The organism is Bacillus sp. FJAT-42376 (genome assembly GCF_003816055.1).
In the GTDB taxonomy this organism is placed as follows: domain Bacteria; phylum Bacillota; class Bacilli; order Bacillales; family Bacillaceae; genus Metabacillus_B.
Genome location: NZ_CP033906.1, coordinates 3,736,358 through 3,753,924 on the forward strand (window position 1 = coordinate 3,736,358; position 17,567 = coordinate 3,753,924).

The 17,567-nt window shown below is 43.7% G+C and carries 19 protein-coding genes; 7 read left to right on the forward strand and 12 right to left on the reverse strand.

The window, feature by feature from the left end:
* Positions 1 to 65 precede the first annotated feature (65 nt).
* The 5 genes from CEF21_RS18815 to CEF21_RS18835 form a co-directional block, all read right to left on the reverse strand.
* On the reverse strand, positions 66 to 596 hold the full coding sequence (locus tag CEF21_RS18815) for an HD domain-containing protein (RefSeq protein ID WP_123919021.1): 531 nt from the start codon (positions 594 to 596) through the stop codon (positions 66 to 68).
* A 156-nt stretch (positions 597 to 752) separates the two neighbouring features.
* Entirely contained in the window at positions 753 to 2,078 is a 1,326-nt protein-coding gene (locus CEF21_RS18820; RefSeq protein ID WP_123919023.1) for a HAMP domain-containing sensor histidine kinase, read from the reverse strand.
* Positions 2,068 to 2,742 carry a response regulator transcription factor gene (locus CEF21_RS18825; protein ID WP_123919025.1) on the reverse strand — a complete coding sequence of 225 codons (675 nt, stop codon included), beginning with the start codon at positions 2,740 to 2,742 and terminating at the stop codon, positions 2,068 to 2,070. The genes CEF21_RS18820 and CEF21_RS18825 overlap by 11 nt, the downstream gene beginning before the upstream one ends.
* A 146-nt stretch (positions 2,743 to 2,888) precedes the next feature.
* The gene (locus CEF21_RS18830; protein ID WP_123919027.1) at positions 2,889 to 3,308 is read right to left on the reverse strand and encodes a hypothetical protein; all 420 of its coding nucleotides are present in this window, start codon (positions 3,306 to 3,308) and stop codon (positions 2,889 to 2,891) included.
* Between the two features lie 114 nt (positions 3,309 to 3,422).
* Complete coding sequence (locus tag CEF21_RS18835; protein ID WP_123919029.1) at positions 3,423 to 3,788, reverse strand: hypothetical protein; 366 nt, start codon at positions 3,786 to 3,788, stop codon at positions 3,423 to 3,425.
* Positions 3,789 to 4,188: 400 nt separating this feature from the next.
* Between CEF21_RS18835 and CEF21_RS18840 the strand changes: the two genes are divergently transcribed.
* The 3 genes from CEF21_RS18840 (at position 4,189) to CEF21_RS18850 (ending at position 7,214) form a co-directional block, all read left to right on the forward strand.
* The gene (locus CEF21_RS18840; RefSeq protein ID WP_123919031.1) at positions 4,189 to 5,421 is read left to right on the forward strand and encodes a sporulation transcriptional activator AdeR; all 1,233 of its coding nucleotides are present in this window, start codon (positions 4,189 to 4,191) and stop codon (positions 5,419 to 5,421) included.
* A 121-nt stretch (positions 5,422 to 5,542) separates the two neighbouring features.
* A complete protein-coding gene (gene ald / locus CEF21_RS18845; protein WP_123919033.1) occupies positions 5,543 to 6,673 on the forward strand; it encodes an alanine dehydrogenase in 1,131 nt (376 codons plus the stop codon).
* An 88-nt stretch (positions 6,674 to 6,761) separates the two neighbouring features.
* Positions 6,762 to 7,214: an OsmC family protein gene (locus CEF21_RS18850; protein ID WP_123919035.1), complete on the forward strand. Its 453-nt coding sequence runs from the start codon at positions 6,762 to 6,764 to the stop codon at positions 7,212 to 7,214.
* Between the two features lie 22 nt (positions 7,215 to 7,236).
* Here the strand turns inward: CEF21_RS18850 and CEF21_RS18855 are convergent, their stop codons facing one another.
* Together CEF21_RS18855 and CEF21_RS18860 are read right to left on the reverse strand one after the other, a co-directional pair.
* A complete protein-coding gene (locus tag CEF21_RS18855; RefSeq protein ID WP_123919037.1) occupies positions 7,237 to 9,012 on the reverse strand; it encodes an ATP-binding protein in 1,776 nt (591 codons plus the stop codon).
* 152 nt (positions 9,013 to 9,164) lie between these two features.
* Positions 9,165 to 9,761: a sulfite oxidase-like oxidoreductase gene (locus CEF21_RS18860; protein ID WP_123919039.1), complete on the reverse strand. Its 597-nt coding sequence runs from the start codon at positions 9,759 to 9,761 to the stop codon at positions 9,165 to 9,167.
* Positions 9,762 to 9,870: 109 nt separating this feature from the next.
* Between CEF21_RS18860 and CEF21_RS18865 the strand changes: the two genes are divergently transcribed.
* Positions 9,871 to 10,464 carry a biotin transporter BioY gene (locus CEF21_RS18865; RefSeq protein ID WP_123919041.1) on the forward strand — a complete coding sequence of 198 codons (594 nt, stop codon included), beginning with the start codon at positions 9,871 to 9,873 and terminating at the stop codon, positions 10,462 to 10,464.
* 493 nt (positions 10,465 to 10,957) lie between these two features.
* On the forward strand, positions 10,958 to 11,122 hold the full coding sequence (locus CEF21_RS21415) for a hypothetical protein (RefSeq protein WP_164462245.1): 165 nt from the start codon (positions 10,958 to 10,960) through the stop codon (positions 11,120 to 11,122).
* 326 nt (positions 11,123 to 11,448) lie between these two features.
* On the opposite strand, the gene CEF21_RS18870 is transcribed toward CEF21_RS21415, so the two are convergent.
* From CEF21_RS18870 to CEF21_RS18885, 4 genes are all read right to left on the reverse strand, one after another.
* Positions 11,449 to 12,777, reverse strand: a complete 1,329-nt coding sequence (locus CEF21_RS18870) for a Na+/H+ antiporter family protein (RefSeq protein WP_123919043.1) — start codon at positions 12,775 to 12,777, stop codon at positions 11,449 to 11,451.
* Positions 12,778 to 12,947: 170 nt separating this feature from the next.
* A complete protein-coding gene (locus CEF21_RS18875; protein ID WP_206427787.1) occupies positions 12,948 to 13,283 on the reverse strand; it encodes a hypothetical protein in 336 nt (111 codons plus the stop codon).
* Positions 13,284 to 13,375: 92 nt separating this feature from the next.
* Positions 13,376 to 14,866, reverse strand: coding sequence for a leucyl aminopeptidase (locus CEF21_RS18880; protein ID WP_123919045.1), 1,491 nt, complete (start codon positions 14,864 to 14,866; stop codon positions 13,376 to 13,378).
* Between the two features lie 33 nt (positions 14,867 to 14,899).
* Entirely contained in the window at positions 14,900 to 15,274 is a 375-nt protein-coding gene (locus CEF21_RS18885; protein WP_123919047.1) for a DUF309 domain-containing protein, read from the reverse strand.
* A 98-nt stretch (positions 15,275 to 15,372) separates the two neighbouring features.
* Between CEF21_RS18885 and CEF21_RS18890 the strand changes: the two genes are divergently transcribed.
* Positions 15,373 to 15,855, forward strand: a complete 483-nt coding sequence (locus tag CEF21_RS18890) for a divergent PAP2 family protein (protein WP_123919049.1) — start codon at positions 15,373 to 15,375, stop codon at positions 15,853 to 15,855.
* Between the two features lie 32 nt (positions 15,856 to 15,887).
* A complete protein-coding gene (locus CEF21_RS18895; RefSeq protein WP_346773376.1) occupies positions 15,888 to 16,688 on the forward strand; it encodes an ABC transporter substrate-binding protein in 801 nt (266 codons plus the stop codon).
* Positions 16,689 to 16,721: 33 nt separating this feature from the next.
* Here the strand turns inward: CEF21_RS18895 and CEF21_RS18900 are convergent, their stop codons facing one another.
* On the reverse strand, positions 16,722 to 17,420 hold the full coding sequence (locus CEF21_RS18900; RefSeq protein ID WP_123919053.1) for a 3D domain-containing protein: 699 nt from the start codon (positions 17,418 to 17,420) through the stop codon (positions 16,722 to 16,724).
* Positions 17,421 to 17,567 lie beyond the last annotated feature (147 nt).

Sequence of the window (17,567 nt, forward strand, 5' to 3'; positions counted from 1 at the left end):
CAGTCTTCACACTTTTAAAGTATGAGACCGGACCCGGGGATATAACACTTTACCTGTACTTCCCCTTATACGGTTCTTTTTAAGGGATGATTCCTCTTTTCAATCTGCCGGTCCAGAGCCTGGATCTTCTTTCTGGCGGTCTGGTTGGAAATTTTCCGGTAATGATGCTTCCCATTTGGTTCTTCATCCAGTTCATCCGCCATTTTCACTACTTTTTGCAAAGGGTTCTGTGCCAATTTCCCATCCGGCAAATAGGAATCGGTATGAAGAAGAATGGCAAGGGCGATTTCTTTCGCTGCTACCCGGTCCTCTCCGAGCCGGACAAGCAGTTTATGAGCACGTTCGGCCCCTTTAATGGCATGAATATCATTTTTCTTATATTGTTCGAAGTCCCATTCACCGTCTGTATACCATTCATAGTGGCCAATATCATGAAGCAGGGCTGCTTTGGCAGCCAGGTCCGGATTGACGCCTTCTTTGGAAGCGAGTCTGTATGCGTGATAGGCTGCGGACACCGCATGGGCGAGTCCCGAACGCTGCAAATATTTCTGGGCAATTGGATGGTCAAAGATCTCAGTCAGGGTAACATTCCTCATCGATGAACCCTCCTTAACTCAATAATTTTCTTACCAAAATAGCATATCTAAAAAGCAATTTCAAATGAAACGTTATATTCTATGACAGACTTGCACACGCTGTCCATTTATATGTCCTAAGATTAAGAAAAAACGTTCATTCCGCAGGAGAACGTCTTAGACTGGAAAGTGAACATGAAAGGCCACTCCATTGTTTTCATTTTCGACGGTAATGCTTGCATGATGGAGGTCCGCAATCCTTTTGATAATCGCCAGACCAAGCCCGAAGTTCCCTTTCTCCCCTTTCACAAACGGCTGGAACATCTTAGACAGCAGCGTTTCGCTTAACGGGTCCCCATCGTTAAAACATCTGATATAGACAGAGTCCTGAGATGTTTTGACAGAGAGTTCAACGGTTGTTTCCGCAAATTTCAAGGCGTTTTCAAGCAAGTTTTCCAATAGCACCCTTATCTGCTCGCCGCTCCCGCTGACCGTTGCTTCTTCAAGATCTGTGCGGATTCTGACGGCTGGATTCGCCGCACTAAAACGAACAATGACATCTTCAGCCGTTTCATTAATAGAAACCGGTTTATTTTCCAGCTTCAGCTGCGAGATATAGTCGAGCTTTGTTAAATAAAGCAGATCTTTAATTTTCTTTTCAAGCAATAACGCTTCTTTTTCAATTATGTCAGCCGTTCCTTCAGGAGAACCGGTCGGATGAATTCCATCCTTCATCGCCTCAGAGTAGCTCCTGATCACCATAATAGGCGTTTTCAAATCATGGGAAACATTTTGAAGCATCGTTTGCTGAAATTCATCCTGCTTTTTCAGCTGATCTCTCATATCGTCAATCGATGCAGCCAATTTCCCGATCTCATCCTTCCGGTCAAGGAGAAGGGATTCATTAAGATTCCGTTTGGATATTTTGTTTACATGTGCGGTAATCAGATTGAGCGGCTTAACGAGCCATTTTGAAAAAATGAACGAGAGAATAATCCCGCCTACAATAATCAAGGCAAAAATAAAAAAGATCCGGGATAATAAAGTTTGAATGAGTTCGTTCCGGTAAGTGTCCTGGAGATAGGAAACAAGAATGACTTCACGGCCTGTTATAATATCACGGCCTTTTTTTATTACATATAAGTATTCATTTTTTCCAACGGACAGGGTATAGCGCTTGCTGCTCTCGTCCTGTGCTTTTGCCTGCATCCTGAAAAATTTAATAGTTTTATTCTGAAACCTTGATGCTTCGGAATTTCCATTTTCATAAATAAACACACTTTTCACCGTACGTGTTTGCTGATCGTTTACCGATTGTTCCAGGATATTATCCCGCGCTCCGAGTATAATTTGCTCCTGTCTTTCCTCAATTGTCCGAAAAAGCTCATTTGTAAAAAACGTCTTCAATGTGGAAGGGATGACAAGAAAAAATACAACGGCCATCACGACAATCAATCCCGTAAAAAGCGAAGCAATCTGTATAAAGAGCGGCTTATTTCTCAAGATATTTTACCGTCCGGTATCCGTAGCCGTAAATGGTTTCCACGTGAAGCTTCGGGCATTTTTTTCTCACCCTGCGCACCAAATCGTCTACTACACGGTCAGAGCCGAAATAATCCTCTCCCCAAACGTAAGCTAAAATCTGTTCACGGCTGAGCGCACTCCCGACATGTTTGACCAGATAGACAAACAAATCGAACTCTTTTGAAGTCAGCTGAATGATTTCATTATTTTCTGAGATCGTCCGCTCTCTCTCTTTAATTGTATAAGGACCGTAAATTAAGCTCGGCTCCTCTTGCTTTTCATACGTCCGTTTCATTATTTTTTTCGCCCGGATAATCAGTTCCTTCGGCAGAAACGGTTTCGATAAGTAATCATCCCCGCCAAGCTCGAGACCGATGATGCGGTCCAGATCCTCATCACGTGCACTGATAAAAATGACCGGCGTCTCTTCATTCATCTTTTTAATTTCTTTAATGACATCGTATCCATCAATATCCGGAAGCATAATATCGAGAATCCACAGATGCGGCTGTTCAGGAATGCTTTTGATAGCGTCCGAGCCGTTGTGGAAGCTTTTTACTTCCCAATTTTCCTGTTTCAGGTACGTCGTTAACACGGTATTTAAATGAGTTTCATCTTCTACTAAGTAAACTGTATAGGACATTTTACTCCTCCATTAATTTGCCATACGATGGCACGGCTTTCTCCATGCCCCGCTTTTTATAAGAAAAGGAGAGCCGGAATGCCCTCCTGATCCTTTTTATATTATTGTACCTTTTCGTTCAACCGGTTTTCCAGTTTTTCATATTCTTATTGTCTGCTCTTAAGAAGTTCATCCAGCAGCTTTTCAACTTGTGCTTCATTTTTATTTTCTATGGCTATTTTTAAAGCATGCCTCAAGTCTTGATGACCGCTTCGGCTTTCTTTCCTTTTTTCTTTCAATGCCCTGAATTTTGTTTTTTTCTCTTCGTTTGCTTCCTGACTTCTTCCCGGCTTCTGCTCACTCAAGCTTCTTTCTTTGAAATCAGTTTGTTGATTATCCATCCGTACAGAAGAATGCATACGGAGAACGGGCTTCCTGTTTGACCGCTGCTCTCCGCTTGATTGAGTTGCTCCTTGTTCGTATAAAACAGCGCCCTGCACCTTTTGTACATGTTTTTCTTCTGCACAGACCCATCCAGGTACGGCCGTCATAGCTGCTTCACTGGAAATCATCAGCTTTTTTCTCATTCATTATGCATCCTTTCCGCTCTATTCTGTGGTGGCTCGGTCCGATTTTTATTTTAGCGGGGAAATGACGCAGAAATATGAGAGATTTGAGGGGAATTGACTGAAAGACTCCATTTATTCGCTTAGGCGTTTCCTGATTTCTTCATTGCGGTTTTTGATTGTGATCAGCATCCTATTCAGCGAGTTTTTAATCTCTGCTTCATCTTTTGCGTTTAATACTCTTCGAAGTTCAATGACGAGCTGCTTTTTGTCCCTGGGCTGTGGATGTGTATTCCGCCTGCTACTTCTCCACTCCCTCATTTTCCTTTCCACTTCATCTTTTGATTGATTTTTATCCTTCAAATGCTTTTTTAACATGGACAGCTCTTGCCTGTCCTCTTCAAATTTCTGATGAAGCTTCACTCTCAGTTCTCTCCTCTCTTTAAGAGCAGCTTCCCACTCCCCTCCTTTTTCCGGGGTGTACGTTTTGACGAGCTGCAACAGCTCCTCCTGCCTGTCTATTCGAAATTTTTTTGATTGTGATTGGGGGTGTCCGCTTGTTTGTAAAGCGGACACTGTTGCACAGTCCGCCAGCAGGAGCAGAAGCAGGACACAAGATAAAAGGCATTTTTTCACGATGAACCATCCTTATCTCTTCAATTTGATTTCCTTATTAGAATGGCCTTTCTTTTAAAGAGAAATGATGCGGATTGAAAAAATCTTTACGTCCTGTGTTCCAAAATAGACGGACATTTCTCTTTCTTTTTGTTGATTTTTACAAAAAGGCTGCGCATACTTTTTTATAAAGCCCTTTACTATGACTGCGGATGGCAACCGCTCACTAAAACAACCGTATGCTGAAACATCCCTTTCTATAAAAGAACCGCCAGGAGTGACGATTATGACAGACCGGTATAAACATCCTTTTATCTACCATTTTGACCGGCTTGAGGACATTGCCGATAAAATTAGCGAAGTCTTATCCCTTCCTATTACAATTGAGGACGTCAATCATCGTCTGCTTGCCTATAGTACTCACGATGATTGCACGGATCCTGCCCGGATTTCCACCATTATAGGACGCAGAGTTCCAGAGAAGGTAATCAATAGCCTCTGGAAAGATGGAACCATACCAAGGCTGATGAAGACAAAAGACCCGATTCGTGTCAATCAGATTGAAGAAGTCGGCCTCGGAAGCAGGGTGGCCATTTCGATCTGGAAGAACGAAGAAGTGCTCGGTTTTGTCTGGGCGCTTGAGATTGAAAAAAAGCTGTCAGCCACTGAATTAGGGCTTCTAAAAGAAGCAGCGGAGGCGATTAAAAATAAGCTGTTGAACTTGCATGCCAGTAAAACAAAGAAGCAGGAGCACAGTCAGGAAATGTTTTGGAGGCTTTTAACGGGAAACGTCCAGTCCGCGGGAGAAATTGTGGAGGGTTTCGGGCAGCTCAATATTAAATTCCCTCATGCTTTTTCTGTTCTGCTGTTTACGTTCCCAGAGGAAATATCCCAAAATGCAGAAAAGCAGATTGACTACCTGCTGAAGACGACTCAGCAAGTTCATGTGTTATTGTCCACCACTGATTTTAAACAGCTCATTATTTTAGCGGAGCCCCGCGGAGACCAGGCTTTGACAGAGTTAAAGGACTTTTGCTCATCCACGCTGAAACAGCTGGATGAACGTTTTGGACTTCGTCATGTAGAAGCATGCATCGGGGGCGTATACAGCGAAATTTTGAACATTCACAAAAGCTACCGCGAGGCACTCGCAGTCGCAAAAATTAAACAGCGCTTCACTAAAGAAACAGCAGCTTTAACAAGTTTTTCTGAACTGGGGATCTACCAATACCTTGATATTCTGTTTGAGAAACGAAAACAGGATGGATTTGAGAACTATGCCCTGCAAAAGCTGAAGGATTACGATTCAGATCATAAAACTAATTTGACAGAGACCCTTGAGGTCTACATTGAATCGGACAGTTCTGTTCATGCAGCGTCTAAGATTCTGAACGTTCATGTCAACACCCTCAGCTACCGGCTAAAAAGGATTACACAAATAGCGGAAATCGACTTGTCCAATCCAAATGAAAAAATGACAATCTATTTGGATATAAAGCTTGACCGGATGTCTTTGTGAAATTTCACAAAACCTTGTAAACCCTTTCTATTTTTTAAACAAACCTTTTTTTTGGAGAAGCTATTATACTGAAAACATAACAAATCCAAGGAAAACCTGACTTTAAAAGGAGGAAGGGTTCATGATTATAGGGGTACCCAAAGAAATTAAAAACAACGAAAACCGAGTAGCTTTAACTCCGGGTGGCGCAGCTCAATTCATCGCAGCGGGCCACCGTGTCCTAGTAGAAAAAGGAGCAGGTCTCGGCAGCAGTTTTACAGATGAAGCCTACATTGAAGCAGGAGCTGAATCAATCGAGCGTGCTGCGGATGTATGGAATCAGGCTGAAATGATTATGAAAGTGAAAGAACCTTTAAAGGCGGAATACGGCTATTTCCGTGAAGAATTGGTGCTTTTCACGTACCTTCATCTTGCAGCAGAGCCCGATCTTGCCCTTGCGCTTAAAGAATCCGGAGTCATTTCCATTGCCTACGAAACCGTTTCAGCGGGCCGTACGCTTCCATTGCTCACTCCAATGAGTGAAGTGGCAGGTCGAATGTCTGCTCAAATTGGTGCACAATTCCTTGAGAAGCCAAAAGGAGGAAAAGGAATCCTGCTGGCCGGCGTTCCTGGTGTCGGCCGCGGAAAAGTGACCATCATAGGCGGCGGGGTTGTCGGGACAAACGCAGCAAAAATGGCGATTGGCCTTGGAGCTGATGTAACCATTATTGATTTAAGCGCAGACCGTCTCCGCGAACTTGATGACATTTTCGGCAATCAAATCAAGACGCTGATGTCGAATCCGATCAATATCGCTCAGGCAGTAGCTGAATCGGATCTACTAATCTGTGCGGTTCTAATTCCGGGTGCGAAGGCTCCGACACTTGTTACGGAGGAAATGGTAAAAAGCATGACGCCGGGTTCTGTTATCGTCGACGTAGCGATTGACCAGGGCGGTATTGTCGAAACCGTTGACCATATAACTACCCACGATCAGCCAACTTATGAAAAACACGGTGTCGTTCATTATGCGGTAGCCAATATGCCGGGGGCCGTTCCAAGAACCTCCACTATGGCGCTAACAAATGTTACGGTTCCTTATGCTCTTCAAATTGCCAATAAAGGTGTGTATAAAGCGATAGCTGAAAATGCTGCTCTTAAAGCCGGTTTGAATACAGCGAAGGGTGAAATCACCTATGCAGCTGTAGCAAGAGATCTCGGCTTCAATTACGTGCCGGCAGATGTTGCGCTTGATAAGGAAATGGCTGTATAAGTGATTTCAGCAAGGAAGGTGCCCTGTGAGCACCTTCCTTTTTGATTTGGGCAGAAATACGCTAAACTTGGATAAGGAGGCGATTTAATTGGCTGAGCATCGTTTTATTCTTCAGGCAAATTGGCCCGGCGGCAGAAACAGTACAGGCGACATCCAAGCCGGTCATTTAAAAACGGAAATATCCATTCCCCCGGAAATGGGCGGACCCGGAATCGGGACAAATCCGGATGAAATGCTCCTTGGAGCCGCCGCGACCTGCTATATCATTACACTTGCTGCGATGCTTGAGAGGAGTTCTATAGAAAAGGAGAGTCTGACGATGGAGTCAGAAGGAATTGTGGAGGAAATAAAAGGCGTCATCACTTATAAAAGAATCATTCACAAGCCTGTCCTCATCCTTCCCGCAGGAACAGACGAAAAGCATATTGAACTCTCACGGAAGCTTGCTGAAAAAGCGGAGAAGTCGTGTATGATATCACGTGCTTTACAAGGTAACGTAGTGATTGAGCTCGAACCCGCCATTTCCATCGGCACCAATTAAAAAGCGGCCATCCGGCCGCTTTTTATCTAAATCTTTTTTTAGCTTCTTCAATTGGATCGAGCGGGAGACGAATGGTGACCGTTGTTCCTTTACCCAATTCACTCTCAAATTGAATGCTGCCTCTGTGCTCCTCTTTTACAATTTTATAGCAGACAGTCAGTCCAAGACCGGTACCGCGCTCTTTTGTTGTAAAAAATGGTTCACCCAGCTTCTCAATCCGTTCTGGTTCAATCCCTGAACCCTCATCCTTTAATACGAACTGAGCGGCTCCATCTCCCGTCATGAAGCAGTCAATAGACATGGTTCCGCCGAACTCCATCGCTTCGATCGAGTTTTTAATTAAATTCATAAACACTTGTTTTAAATGATTTTTGTTGCACATGATTGACATTTCAGGGTCCGCTTGGACCATGAACTGAACATAGGAAGCTTTAGCGGATTCCTCCATCAGCAGGATGACATCCTCCAATATTTCTGCGGCTTTCTCTTCTTTAAACGATTTTCCCTGAGGCTTTGCAATGAGCAAAAGCTCATCGATTACCTCGTTAATCCGGTCAATCTCCTCCGCCATAACGCGGAGATGATTTTTATGCTTTGAATGATCATCTTCACCTAAAAACTGTACAAATCCTTTGAGAGAGGTAAGCGGATTTCGAATTTCGTGGGCCACTCCTGCTGCAAGCTCCCCCACAACACTCATCTTTTCCGCCTTTAGTATGAGTTCTTCATCGCGCTTTCTTTGACTGATATCTGTACCTATGCACAAGATCAGCTGCTTCCCGAGAAGTTTTACGGGGATTTTCAGCACCTCTATCCACCTTGTCTCACCTTTCAGATCTACAATTTTTTCAAGTTTTTCATATCTCGGCTTTATTCCGAGAAGCACCTTTTTCTCTTCCATCTCAATCTTTACAGCCTGAACACTTCGCGGATTTAACTCAAGGTCCGTTTTATAGAGGATTCCCTCCGCTTCTGTGTTATAAAGAGAGGCCATTGCATCATTTACGATTATAAATTGATGATCTTCATTTTTCACATAAATATAGTTGGGATTAAGGTTCATAATGGTATGAAGGAGGTTTTTCTGTTCCTTTAATCCCCGGTTCAAATTCTGGATTACTCCTATAAAGATAAGCAGAGAAAGCAGGACAGAAGAAAACCCCGAAATAAAAAGGGGGAGAATTTTATATCCGCTCAAAAGACCGATGCTGATTACCGTAAAAATGGTAATGCTCAAATAAAAACTGAATAGCCGATGTTCCTTCACTGTTAGAAAGAGGGATACAAAGATCAGAATAAAGGCCATCACAAGGGTGAACGACGTATTCAATAAAAACAGCCATTGCCCGTCTCCAAAGACGGGATAATAGTGGATTGGAAAATGCCTGCCCATTCTATATATTTCCAAACCTTTAATTCCCAGCTCTGTATTGCTTACCGCATATGCTGCGATGCTCACTAATAAGGAGAATGTAACTAAAAGCCGAAGCACCCAAACGGAATATTTGCCGGAGAGGAAATGGATTTTACTGTAGCGGGTAAGAAGAATATACAATAAATAACAAACGACTGGAAAGGTAAAGATCAGCCCGCATCGAAAGAGTGAAAAATAGCGTTGAGCTGTCTCGGGCGGAAACAGTCCCACTCCATATAGAATCGATAAATCAAATTGCCATATACCGAGCAGCAGCAGAAAACTGACAGCAACGGCAAATAGAGGAGTGCGATTGTGAAAAAGAATCACAACACCTAATACGAAAGGGATAATCGCAATAATGGCCAGTAACGTAAAATACATAGTTTACACTCCATGGAATCTTTAAGAATTAGATTGCTGGAAATATGCCAGCATAGTATTCATTATAACAATGTACGACATCTTTCGCGCCCTTTGAACAAAACTTTTTTAAAATTCAAGTATTAATTTTTACCAAATAAAAATCCGAATCATTAGTCCCAGGAAAACCTCTCTTCCTTCCATGGGTCTCCATTCATGTGATATCCATTCTTTTCCCAGAATCCCGGATGATTATGCTCTGTAAATTGAATTCCTCTCAGCCATTTGGCACTTTTCCAAAAATAAAGATGCGGGAAGACAGCCCGCAGCGGGTAGCCGTGCTCCGGAGTCAATGGCTTTCCATCATGCGAGAGAGCAAGCAAGCTTGTATCTTTTAAAAAATCTTCCAAGGGGAGATTAGCCGTCCAGCCTTCTTCAGCGTGAAGAATAACGAAACCTGCTTCCTTTTTCAATCCTGCCGCTTTTGCAACATCCCGTGTTCTTACACCTGTCCATAAATTATCCAATCTGGACCATCCGGTTACACAGTGAATGTCGTTTGCTGCTGTTGACTGCGGGAAATCCAGCAAATCCTGATAGGTGAGCAGCAATGGGGTGTCCACCAAGCCGTATACTTGCAGATTCCACTTTTCTATTTCCGGATAATAGGGTACCGAACCTGCGTGCAGCACTGGAAATGTTTTTGTTACATGCTGATTAGGGGGAATCCGGTCCGAATCAGCATGTACTTTAGGTTTTCCGAAATACATATTCCTCACCATCCTCTTATGTTAACCTTAAAATAAACATTGTTGACAATGATCTTTTCATCTATTAGTCTATATATAAAAGTCTATTGGTGTAAAGGAGATTGTTGGTATGGGTAGAAGATTTCAGACGGTTGATTTAGTTTATGCCGGTATGTTTGCCGCTTTAATGGCTGTTGGGGCAAACTTAACCTCATGGGTGCCTTTTCTGCAGGTTGCAGGAATTCCGCTTTCCATGGCTCCATTTTTCTGTGTCCTCGCAGGTCTTTTGCTCGGGAGCCGTCTCGGCGCTTTATCAATGACCGTTTATGCTTTAATTGGTGCAGCAGGGGCCCCGGTCTTTGCGGGATTTTCATCAGGATTGGGCGTACTATTTGGAAAATCCGGCGGATTTATTATTTCCTACATATTAGCGGCATATGCAGCAGGGAAAATTGTTGAATGGAATAAGAACCCGAAGCTTCCTGTCTTTATGGCCGCCGCTTTTGCTGGAATTGTTGTGATGTACGTTTTTGGAACGACTTATATGTATGCAATCATCAATTATGTCTTGGGAGCAAAACTTTCTTACCTGGCTTCATGGCAGATTATGGCGTGGTTTGCCGTAAAAGATATTGTATTTACGATTTTCGCTGCAATAATCACTCCCCGTATTTATCATCAGATTAAAAAAGGGTCAGGTCAAATAAAGCACAAGGCAGCATAAACCGGCAAGACTTTCAAAAAAGGGAGACGCATGCTAAGCGTTTCCCTTTTTACGTTTTGAAGTGTATGTCAAGCTAATGAAAACGGAATGAGGCGATCCTGCCGTAACCGGCAACAGGTGTGACCCCGCAGCTGGGAATCCAGGAGAAGGCTTACCGCCCGCAGCGCAGACTTAATAGAGCGCTGTCCAGAAATGAGGCTCATGACCCCTCTATCTCCCCCGATGTATTCAGAAGTGCATTTCATTCCTGAACTCTTCACCAGTGGAACTTGCTTTTGGCTGACTCACTTGAAAAACTCCCCCCCTACACTGATTAACAATGGCTCTATATAACGATTTGCTCTCCCCCCGCATAGAATAAAAAGACTTTCCCAAGCAAAATGGGTTGAATTACCTTGGAAATTGATGTACTCTATAAACTATTGCCGTGGAAGTATAAATAGATTTCCAACTTGGCATACTGCAAGTAAAGGATTAAAAAGAGGTGAAGATCATGTCTGGATTAGCGATTAAACGCTATTTTCTGAGTGAGCTGGACCGCGAACAATATGAAATTGAAGTATTAAATCACACCCCATCCGCAGCCGATTATTTGTTCGATTGGGACGACGCTGAACTCATCAGCGAATGGAAAAACATTCGCCCACAAGCACAATAATAAGATAGACTGCCGGAAATCCGGCAGTCTTTTATTTTGTCCATTTCCAAAATCAGCACAGGATCATCCGGCTTAAACAAAAGGCCCTGTTAAAGCCTGAAATTTTCTTTAACACCTGTCGATTAGAGCGGAAAGCGCGAGACTCCGGGCGATAGCAGCGGGACAGATGAAACCACGCAGGCCCGCCCAAGGATAAGCGAGTGCCTGCTAGCTGCAATCGACAGCCAAGTTTAACAAATGAAAAAAGAGCCCCTAGAGAAGGCTCTTTTTTCAACATGGCTTTACAGAGATTTATATAAAGTCTGGATGCCAGACCATATACCAAATTATAGAACCATGGCAGCGATCCATCCAAAGAGGATGAGTGGAACATTATATAAAATAAATGTCGGGACTACAGTATCCCAAATATGATCATGCTGCCCATCCGCATTGAGTCCGGATGTCGGTCCAAGCGTACTGTCCGATACCGGAGAACCGGCATCACCAAGTGCCCCTGCAGTACCAATAATCGCAATTGTTGCCAGAGGACTGAACCCAAGGCTAATGCATAGAGGTACGAAGAGCGAAGTAATAATGGGTACGGTAGAGAAAGAAGATCCTATTCCCATAGTGACCAGCAGACCGACTACTAACATAAGCAGCGCAGCCAAAGACTGATTATCACCGATTATTTCAGAGGCGCTTTTCACCATTGTTTCAATGTGCCCTGTCTTTTCCATTACACTGGCAAATCCAGAGGCAGCAAGCATGACGAATCCGATAAAGGCCATCATTTGCATTCCTTTTGTCAATACCTGATCCGCTTCTTTCCACTTCATTGCACCTGTTACATAAAGGACGGCTATTCCTGCAAGAGCCCCAAAAATCATACCGCCTTCAATTTCCAGCTTAGAAAGGTACAGCTGGACAGCAAGGGATATAACAATGGCTGCTGCAGCAAAGCTCAGCGTCTTTTTTGAATAAGCTACAGCCTCGGCTCCAGTTATTTCTTTATCCTCGTATACTCTTTTCTTTCGATAAATAATGAACGCAAGGATCAGACCCGTTACCATCCCTAAGGAAGGAATCATCATCGCCTCTGGAATCTGCGATAACTTAATAGAGAGACCTGCCTCCTTCATATTATCTCTCAAAATACCGTGGAAAATGGCACCGAATCCAGCTTGTACATACATATAAGGAGTGATTAATCCAAAGGTCATCACTGCCGCCACAAGCCTTCTGTCAATCTGCAGCTGGTTGAATATTTTTAATAATGGCGGTATCAGAACCGGTATAAAGGCAATGTGAACCGGCACTATATTTTGAGATGAGATTGAGATAAGCAAAATGATAAATAAGATCAAAACCTTGGATAATGTTTTTCGATTCGATTCGCCTTCTTTGCCGACAAGCTTGATCGCAAAATGCACCATGGCATCAGGCAGTCCTGTTTTCGTCAACGCCACCGCAAACGCTCCAAGAGAGGCATAGCTTAGAGCTACAGCAGCGTTTGCTCCCAATCCGCCGGTAAAGGCTTCCCCAATCGTTTTTATATCAAGCCCGCTTGCTAATCCGCCAGCCAGTGCTCCAATGATCAATGAAAAAACAACATTAACCCTGAACAGGCTTAACAGCAGCAGAACCACAACGGCTAAAATCACTGCATTCATTCCGTAAACCCCCAAAACACTTTAGTTTGCTAATATGGTAGAGCAATAAATAACATGCACTTAAATTATCACATTTTGACGAAACCTGTCAACGATTTGTTTTATCACATTAGCAGAGTAAAGTATTAATACACAGAAAAGGCTGAATCCCATTCGATTCAGCCTTTCCATTAATAATAGTAGGGGTATCCGTAATAGGGGTAATATGGATATCCATAACCATAACCATATCCATAATAAGGACTGAGAAGCGCTGAAGCAGCTAATCCGCCTGCCAATCCCAAGGGAAAGCCATAGCCATAGCCGAAAGGTCCAAATCCATAACCAAACGGTCTGCCAAACCCAAAGCCGAAGGGTCTGCCGAAACCAAATCCGAAAGGTCTCCCAAACCCTCCAAACCCAAATCCCGGTCTCCCGAATCCTCCAAATCCAAATCCCGGTCTCCCGAATCCTCCAAATCCAAAGGGCCGCCTCGTATCTTCATCTAAAATCAGCTGTTCACTCAATCACATAACCTCCATAACTCTTTCTGGGTATTCCTTCCTCCATATAAGTTATGCAGGCGGATCGTCCAGAGAGTTAGGCGGAAGTCCTGTTTTTATGCTTCAAAATTTTCCACAAATGTTGCAAGGGTTCTGGCCATAACGCCTGTGCCGCCTGAAGGCCCGAGGAGAGTTTCTTTCGCTGTAACGGATGTTCCTGCAATATCCAGGTGTACCCATGGAGTCTCCTCAGCAAATTCCTTTAAAAACGCAGCGGCCATAATGGCGTGTCCTTCTCTGCCGGGAGAATTGCTTAAATCGGCCATTTTACTGCTTTTTACCCTTTTCGTATCCTTTTCTGTAATCGGGAGCAGCCACATTGGTTCTCCACATTCTTTAGATGCTGATGATACTTGCTCAAAAAGCTTTTCGTTATTTGTCGTTGCTCCTGTCATCTCATTGCCAAGGGCGACGATGACTCCTCCTGTTAATGTTGCCACATCCACCAGATGAGTGGCTCCATGATGTTTCGCATATGTAATGGCATCTGCCAGTACCAGCCGGCCTTCTGCATCTGTATTCAGTATTTCAATGGTTTTTCCGTTCATGGACACAATCACATCATCTGGTTTGAAAGCCGTTCCTGAAATCACATTGTCGGTTGATGGAATAACGGCTACGACATTTTGTTCAGGCTTCAGCTCACCAATGATCTCCATTGCTCCTAAAACAGCTGCAGCTCCTCCCATATCGGTTTTCATTCCAACTATTCCTGATTTTGTTTTAATGGAATATCCGCCCGTGTCAAACGTGATTCCTTTTCCGACAAGACCAAGTGTTTCCTCGCGATCTTCACTCCCGGTGTACTTAAGGACAATCATTTTCGGCGGTTCAGCTGAACCCTGGCTGACCGCTAGCATGGCGCCCATCCCAAGCTTTTGCATCTCTTCTTTATCCAGTATTTCACATTCAAAGCCATACTGGTCTGAAAGACGTTTCGCATGCTCGGCAAGTTCAGTTGCTGTAAGAATGTTGGACGGCATATTAACGAGTGTCCTTGCCGAGTTTGTGCCTTTTCCATGCGCAGAACCGACAAACAATGCTGCCCTGATTTCTGCCGGATCTTCTTTGGTTATAATGGTCACCTGTGTAATGTTTTTCTCCGGTTCATTTGATTTGTGCTTATAGTCTTTAATCTTATAGGCTGCTAATTCAAGTGCTTCAGCAAGACTATGCGCAGCTTCCAGACTATTCAGATTTTCAGAGGTGAATGAATCTAAATCAACAGCTGCTTCCGTTTTTTTATCTGCAAGCAGACGTTTCACGATTTGGCCGAACGTTTCTCTTGCCGCTTCAAAGTTCCAGTCCTTCTCTCTGCCTAATCCTGAAATATACATCCTCTTCATGCCGGTTTTTCCAAGCGGGAAAATTTTAGAAAGAGACATAGCGTCTGAGCGGATGTCTCCCTCTTTAATAAGGGATGTAACTTGACCTTCAAGACTGCCGTCCAAGTCCGCAAGTGTCCCCTGCAAAGGCTGTGTTTTTTTAAATAAACCCGTAATGACGGTCTCTTCATTTCCTGTCAGTGCTTCATAAACGTTAAACATTCTGATTTCCTCCTTTAATGGTTTCCAAACATGTCATTCCAGGTATAAAAAGAGCATGGGAAGCCTGGGCAGACTATTCGTCATTTCAAACGGTATCTTATCAGGGACCTGTGGTATAATGAGTAAACAATTTTCCATGAAATGATGTACTTTTTCCAAATCCATTCCCCAGTGATGCGGACGGTAAGGCTGTATATATTGTCTGCCCGCAAGCATCATCGACCTTGTGCCTTTCAAATTGCCATAGCTGTAATGATAGAGGGCCACAGACATTTGCAGCAGTCCTTTTAAGAAAAGATTCGACTTGTCGGTCAGCCACATTTCCTCAAGGAGATCATGACAAGTGTAGTAATCACCTTCGTTAAAATGGATGAAGAACTGGTAGTACTCTTCCGGATAAGCATCCACAAAGCGATCCTCCTTCGCCTGATAGCTTTATTTTATCAGACCTGGGGAATTTAAACATAATGAAACCCTGATACATACGGAAGGCAGGAGAAGCCAATATGGATTTATTTTTTAATTTCCCCCTGATTGCAGCTCTGACCGCTATTTTCTTCGCACAGGTAGTCAAGGTCCCCATTCACTTTATAGCCATTAGAAAGTGGGATTGGTCTCTTGTCACCAGTACGGGCGGTATGCCCAGTTCGCATTCCGCTGCCGTCACTGCCCTAACAACCGCAGTTGCGATTGAAGACGGCCTTGGTTCCACTCTGTTTGCGGTCTCAGCCATCTTCGCCGTTATCACCATGTTTGATGCAACCGGAGTAAGGCGCCACGCAGGCGAACAGGCCACCGTTCTCAATAAACTGGTTATTGATTTTAACCGCTTTATGAAAGAAGCAAAAGACTGGCAGCAGACACAGGAGCAGGAGAAGCAGAAAAAACTGAAAGAATTGCTGGGCCACCAGCCGATTGAAGTATTTTTCGGAGGAATCACAGGAATCGTCCTTACACTTTTGATGCACTATCTTTTTTTCCAACTATAAACCGGAGGTGAACCGCGCTGAAGATTGTATCGATCTGTCCCAGCAATACAGAACTTGCTGTTTGCCTTGGCCTAACCGATCAATTAGCTGGAATTGATGACTTTTCAGATTGGCCGGAGGAAAAGATCAGCCACCTTCCGAGACTGGGTCCGGATTTATCCATTCGGATGGATGATTTGGAAAGGTGCGAACCGGATTTGGTGCTCGCTTCCCTAAGTGTTCCCGGCATGGAAAAAAACATCGAAGAATTAGAGCGGCGAAACTTGCCGTATATGATTTTTAATCCTCAGTCACTTGAAGAAATTAACGAAGATTTACTGAGGCTCGGAGCAAGAACGGGGCGTTTGGAACAGGCAGAGGAAAAAACGCATGCCTTCCGCTTGATTATGAAGAAATTCAAAATGAAATCAGATGAACTGTCTGTAAGGCCATCTGTATACTTTGAGTGGTGGCCGAAGCCGATTTTTACACCGGGCGGAATAAACTGGCTAACGGAAATGAGCCGCCTCGCCGGTGCTGAAAATATATTTGCCAAGACAAAGGATGCGAGCATTCAGACTAGCTGGGAAGAGGTCCTTTCAAGAGATCCTGACTACTTTTTTCTCGTGTGGGTTGGCGTAAAAGAGTCAAAAATGAGAATTGAATATGTCCAGAAGCGCAGCGGCTCTGCCAATCTGAAAGCATTAAGAAACGGGCGGGTTCTTTTGCTGAAAGAAGCACATTTTTGCAGACCCTCTCCAAGACTCTATGAAGGTCTTGCCGAACTTGCTTCCATTTTGCATCCGGCCTTCTTTAAAGAAGAAATCTCATACATACGGAATATATTCGATTAAAAAGGCAGCCGGATTGAACTCCAGCTGCCTTTTTCAATATTCCCGATTCGGATGGGTATACTGCTGCCTGAATACTTGAAGGGACTCGCTTTCATTCAGCTTGGCCAATTCTCGTTCAGTAAAGCTTCCATCCCCTTTTTTGACCACATAAACATCCAGTTCCTTCTTGCCCCAATGCTTATAAACATCCGCCACGGTATCAAAATATAAGTCAAGGCGATCTCCCTTAATCGCAGCCCCTTTATCGGTTACCACACCGTATCCATATTCAGGAATAAACAGCACAGTTCCAATTGGAAAAACAGTAAGGTCGGCGGCGATCGTAGAAAACAGATCTCTCTTTACTTTAACACCTGAGTATGTAATCCCATATTCCGGATGACCCGGATTTTTTCCTGTCGATTCGTAGCCTGCCGTATAGCCGGTAGCAACCACTTTATGCTTAGGATACTGTTCCCAGTTAAAAGCCGTTTCCAGCTTTTCATCTTTTTTCAATAACGAACCCGATATGGTCTGAACGGATGAAGCATGGCGGACAGGCAGCCATTTAAGTGACAATCCAAACAACCGGAAAGAATCGTTTTCTCCATTATGACTTGCATATGCATGATATAAATCCTGAGTCAGTTCTCTCGCTTTTACTCCAGACACAGCTTCAAACGTTGTTGCCAGGGCAGCTGCGAATAGCAGCGTCATCACCAAACGTCTTGCCCATATTCCAAAGAATCTCATTTTATGTTACACACTCCTCTCACTAAGCTATTTGTTCCCAATCAATGACAAAAGTATTCTTAAAGAGAGGAATTGAAATGTTTGTAACAAAAGACGGGTCGTGCGGACTTTACCCTGCCAAAATAAAAAAACTTCCGCATCAGCCGG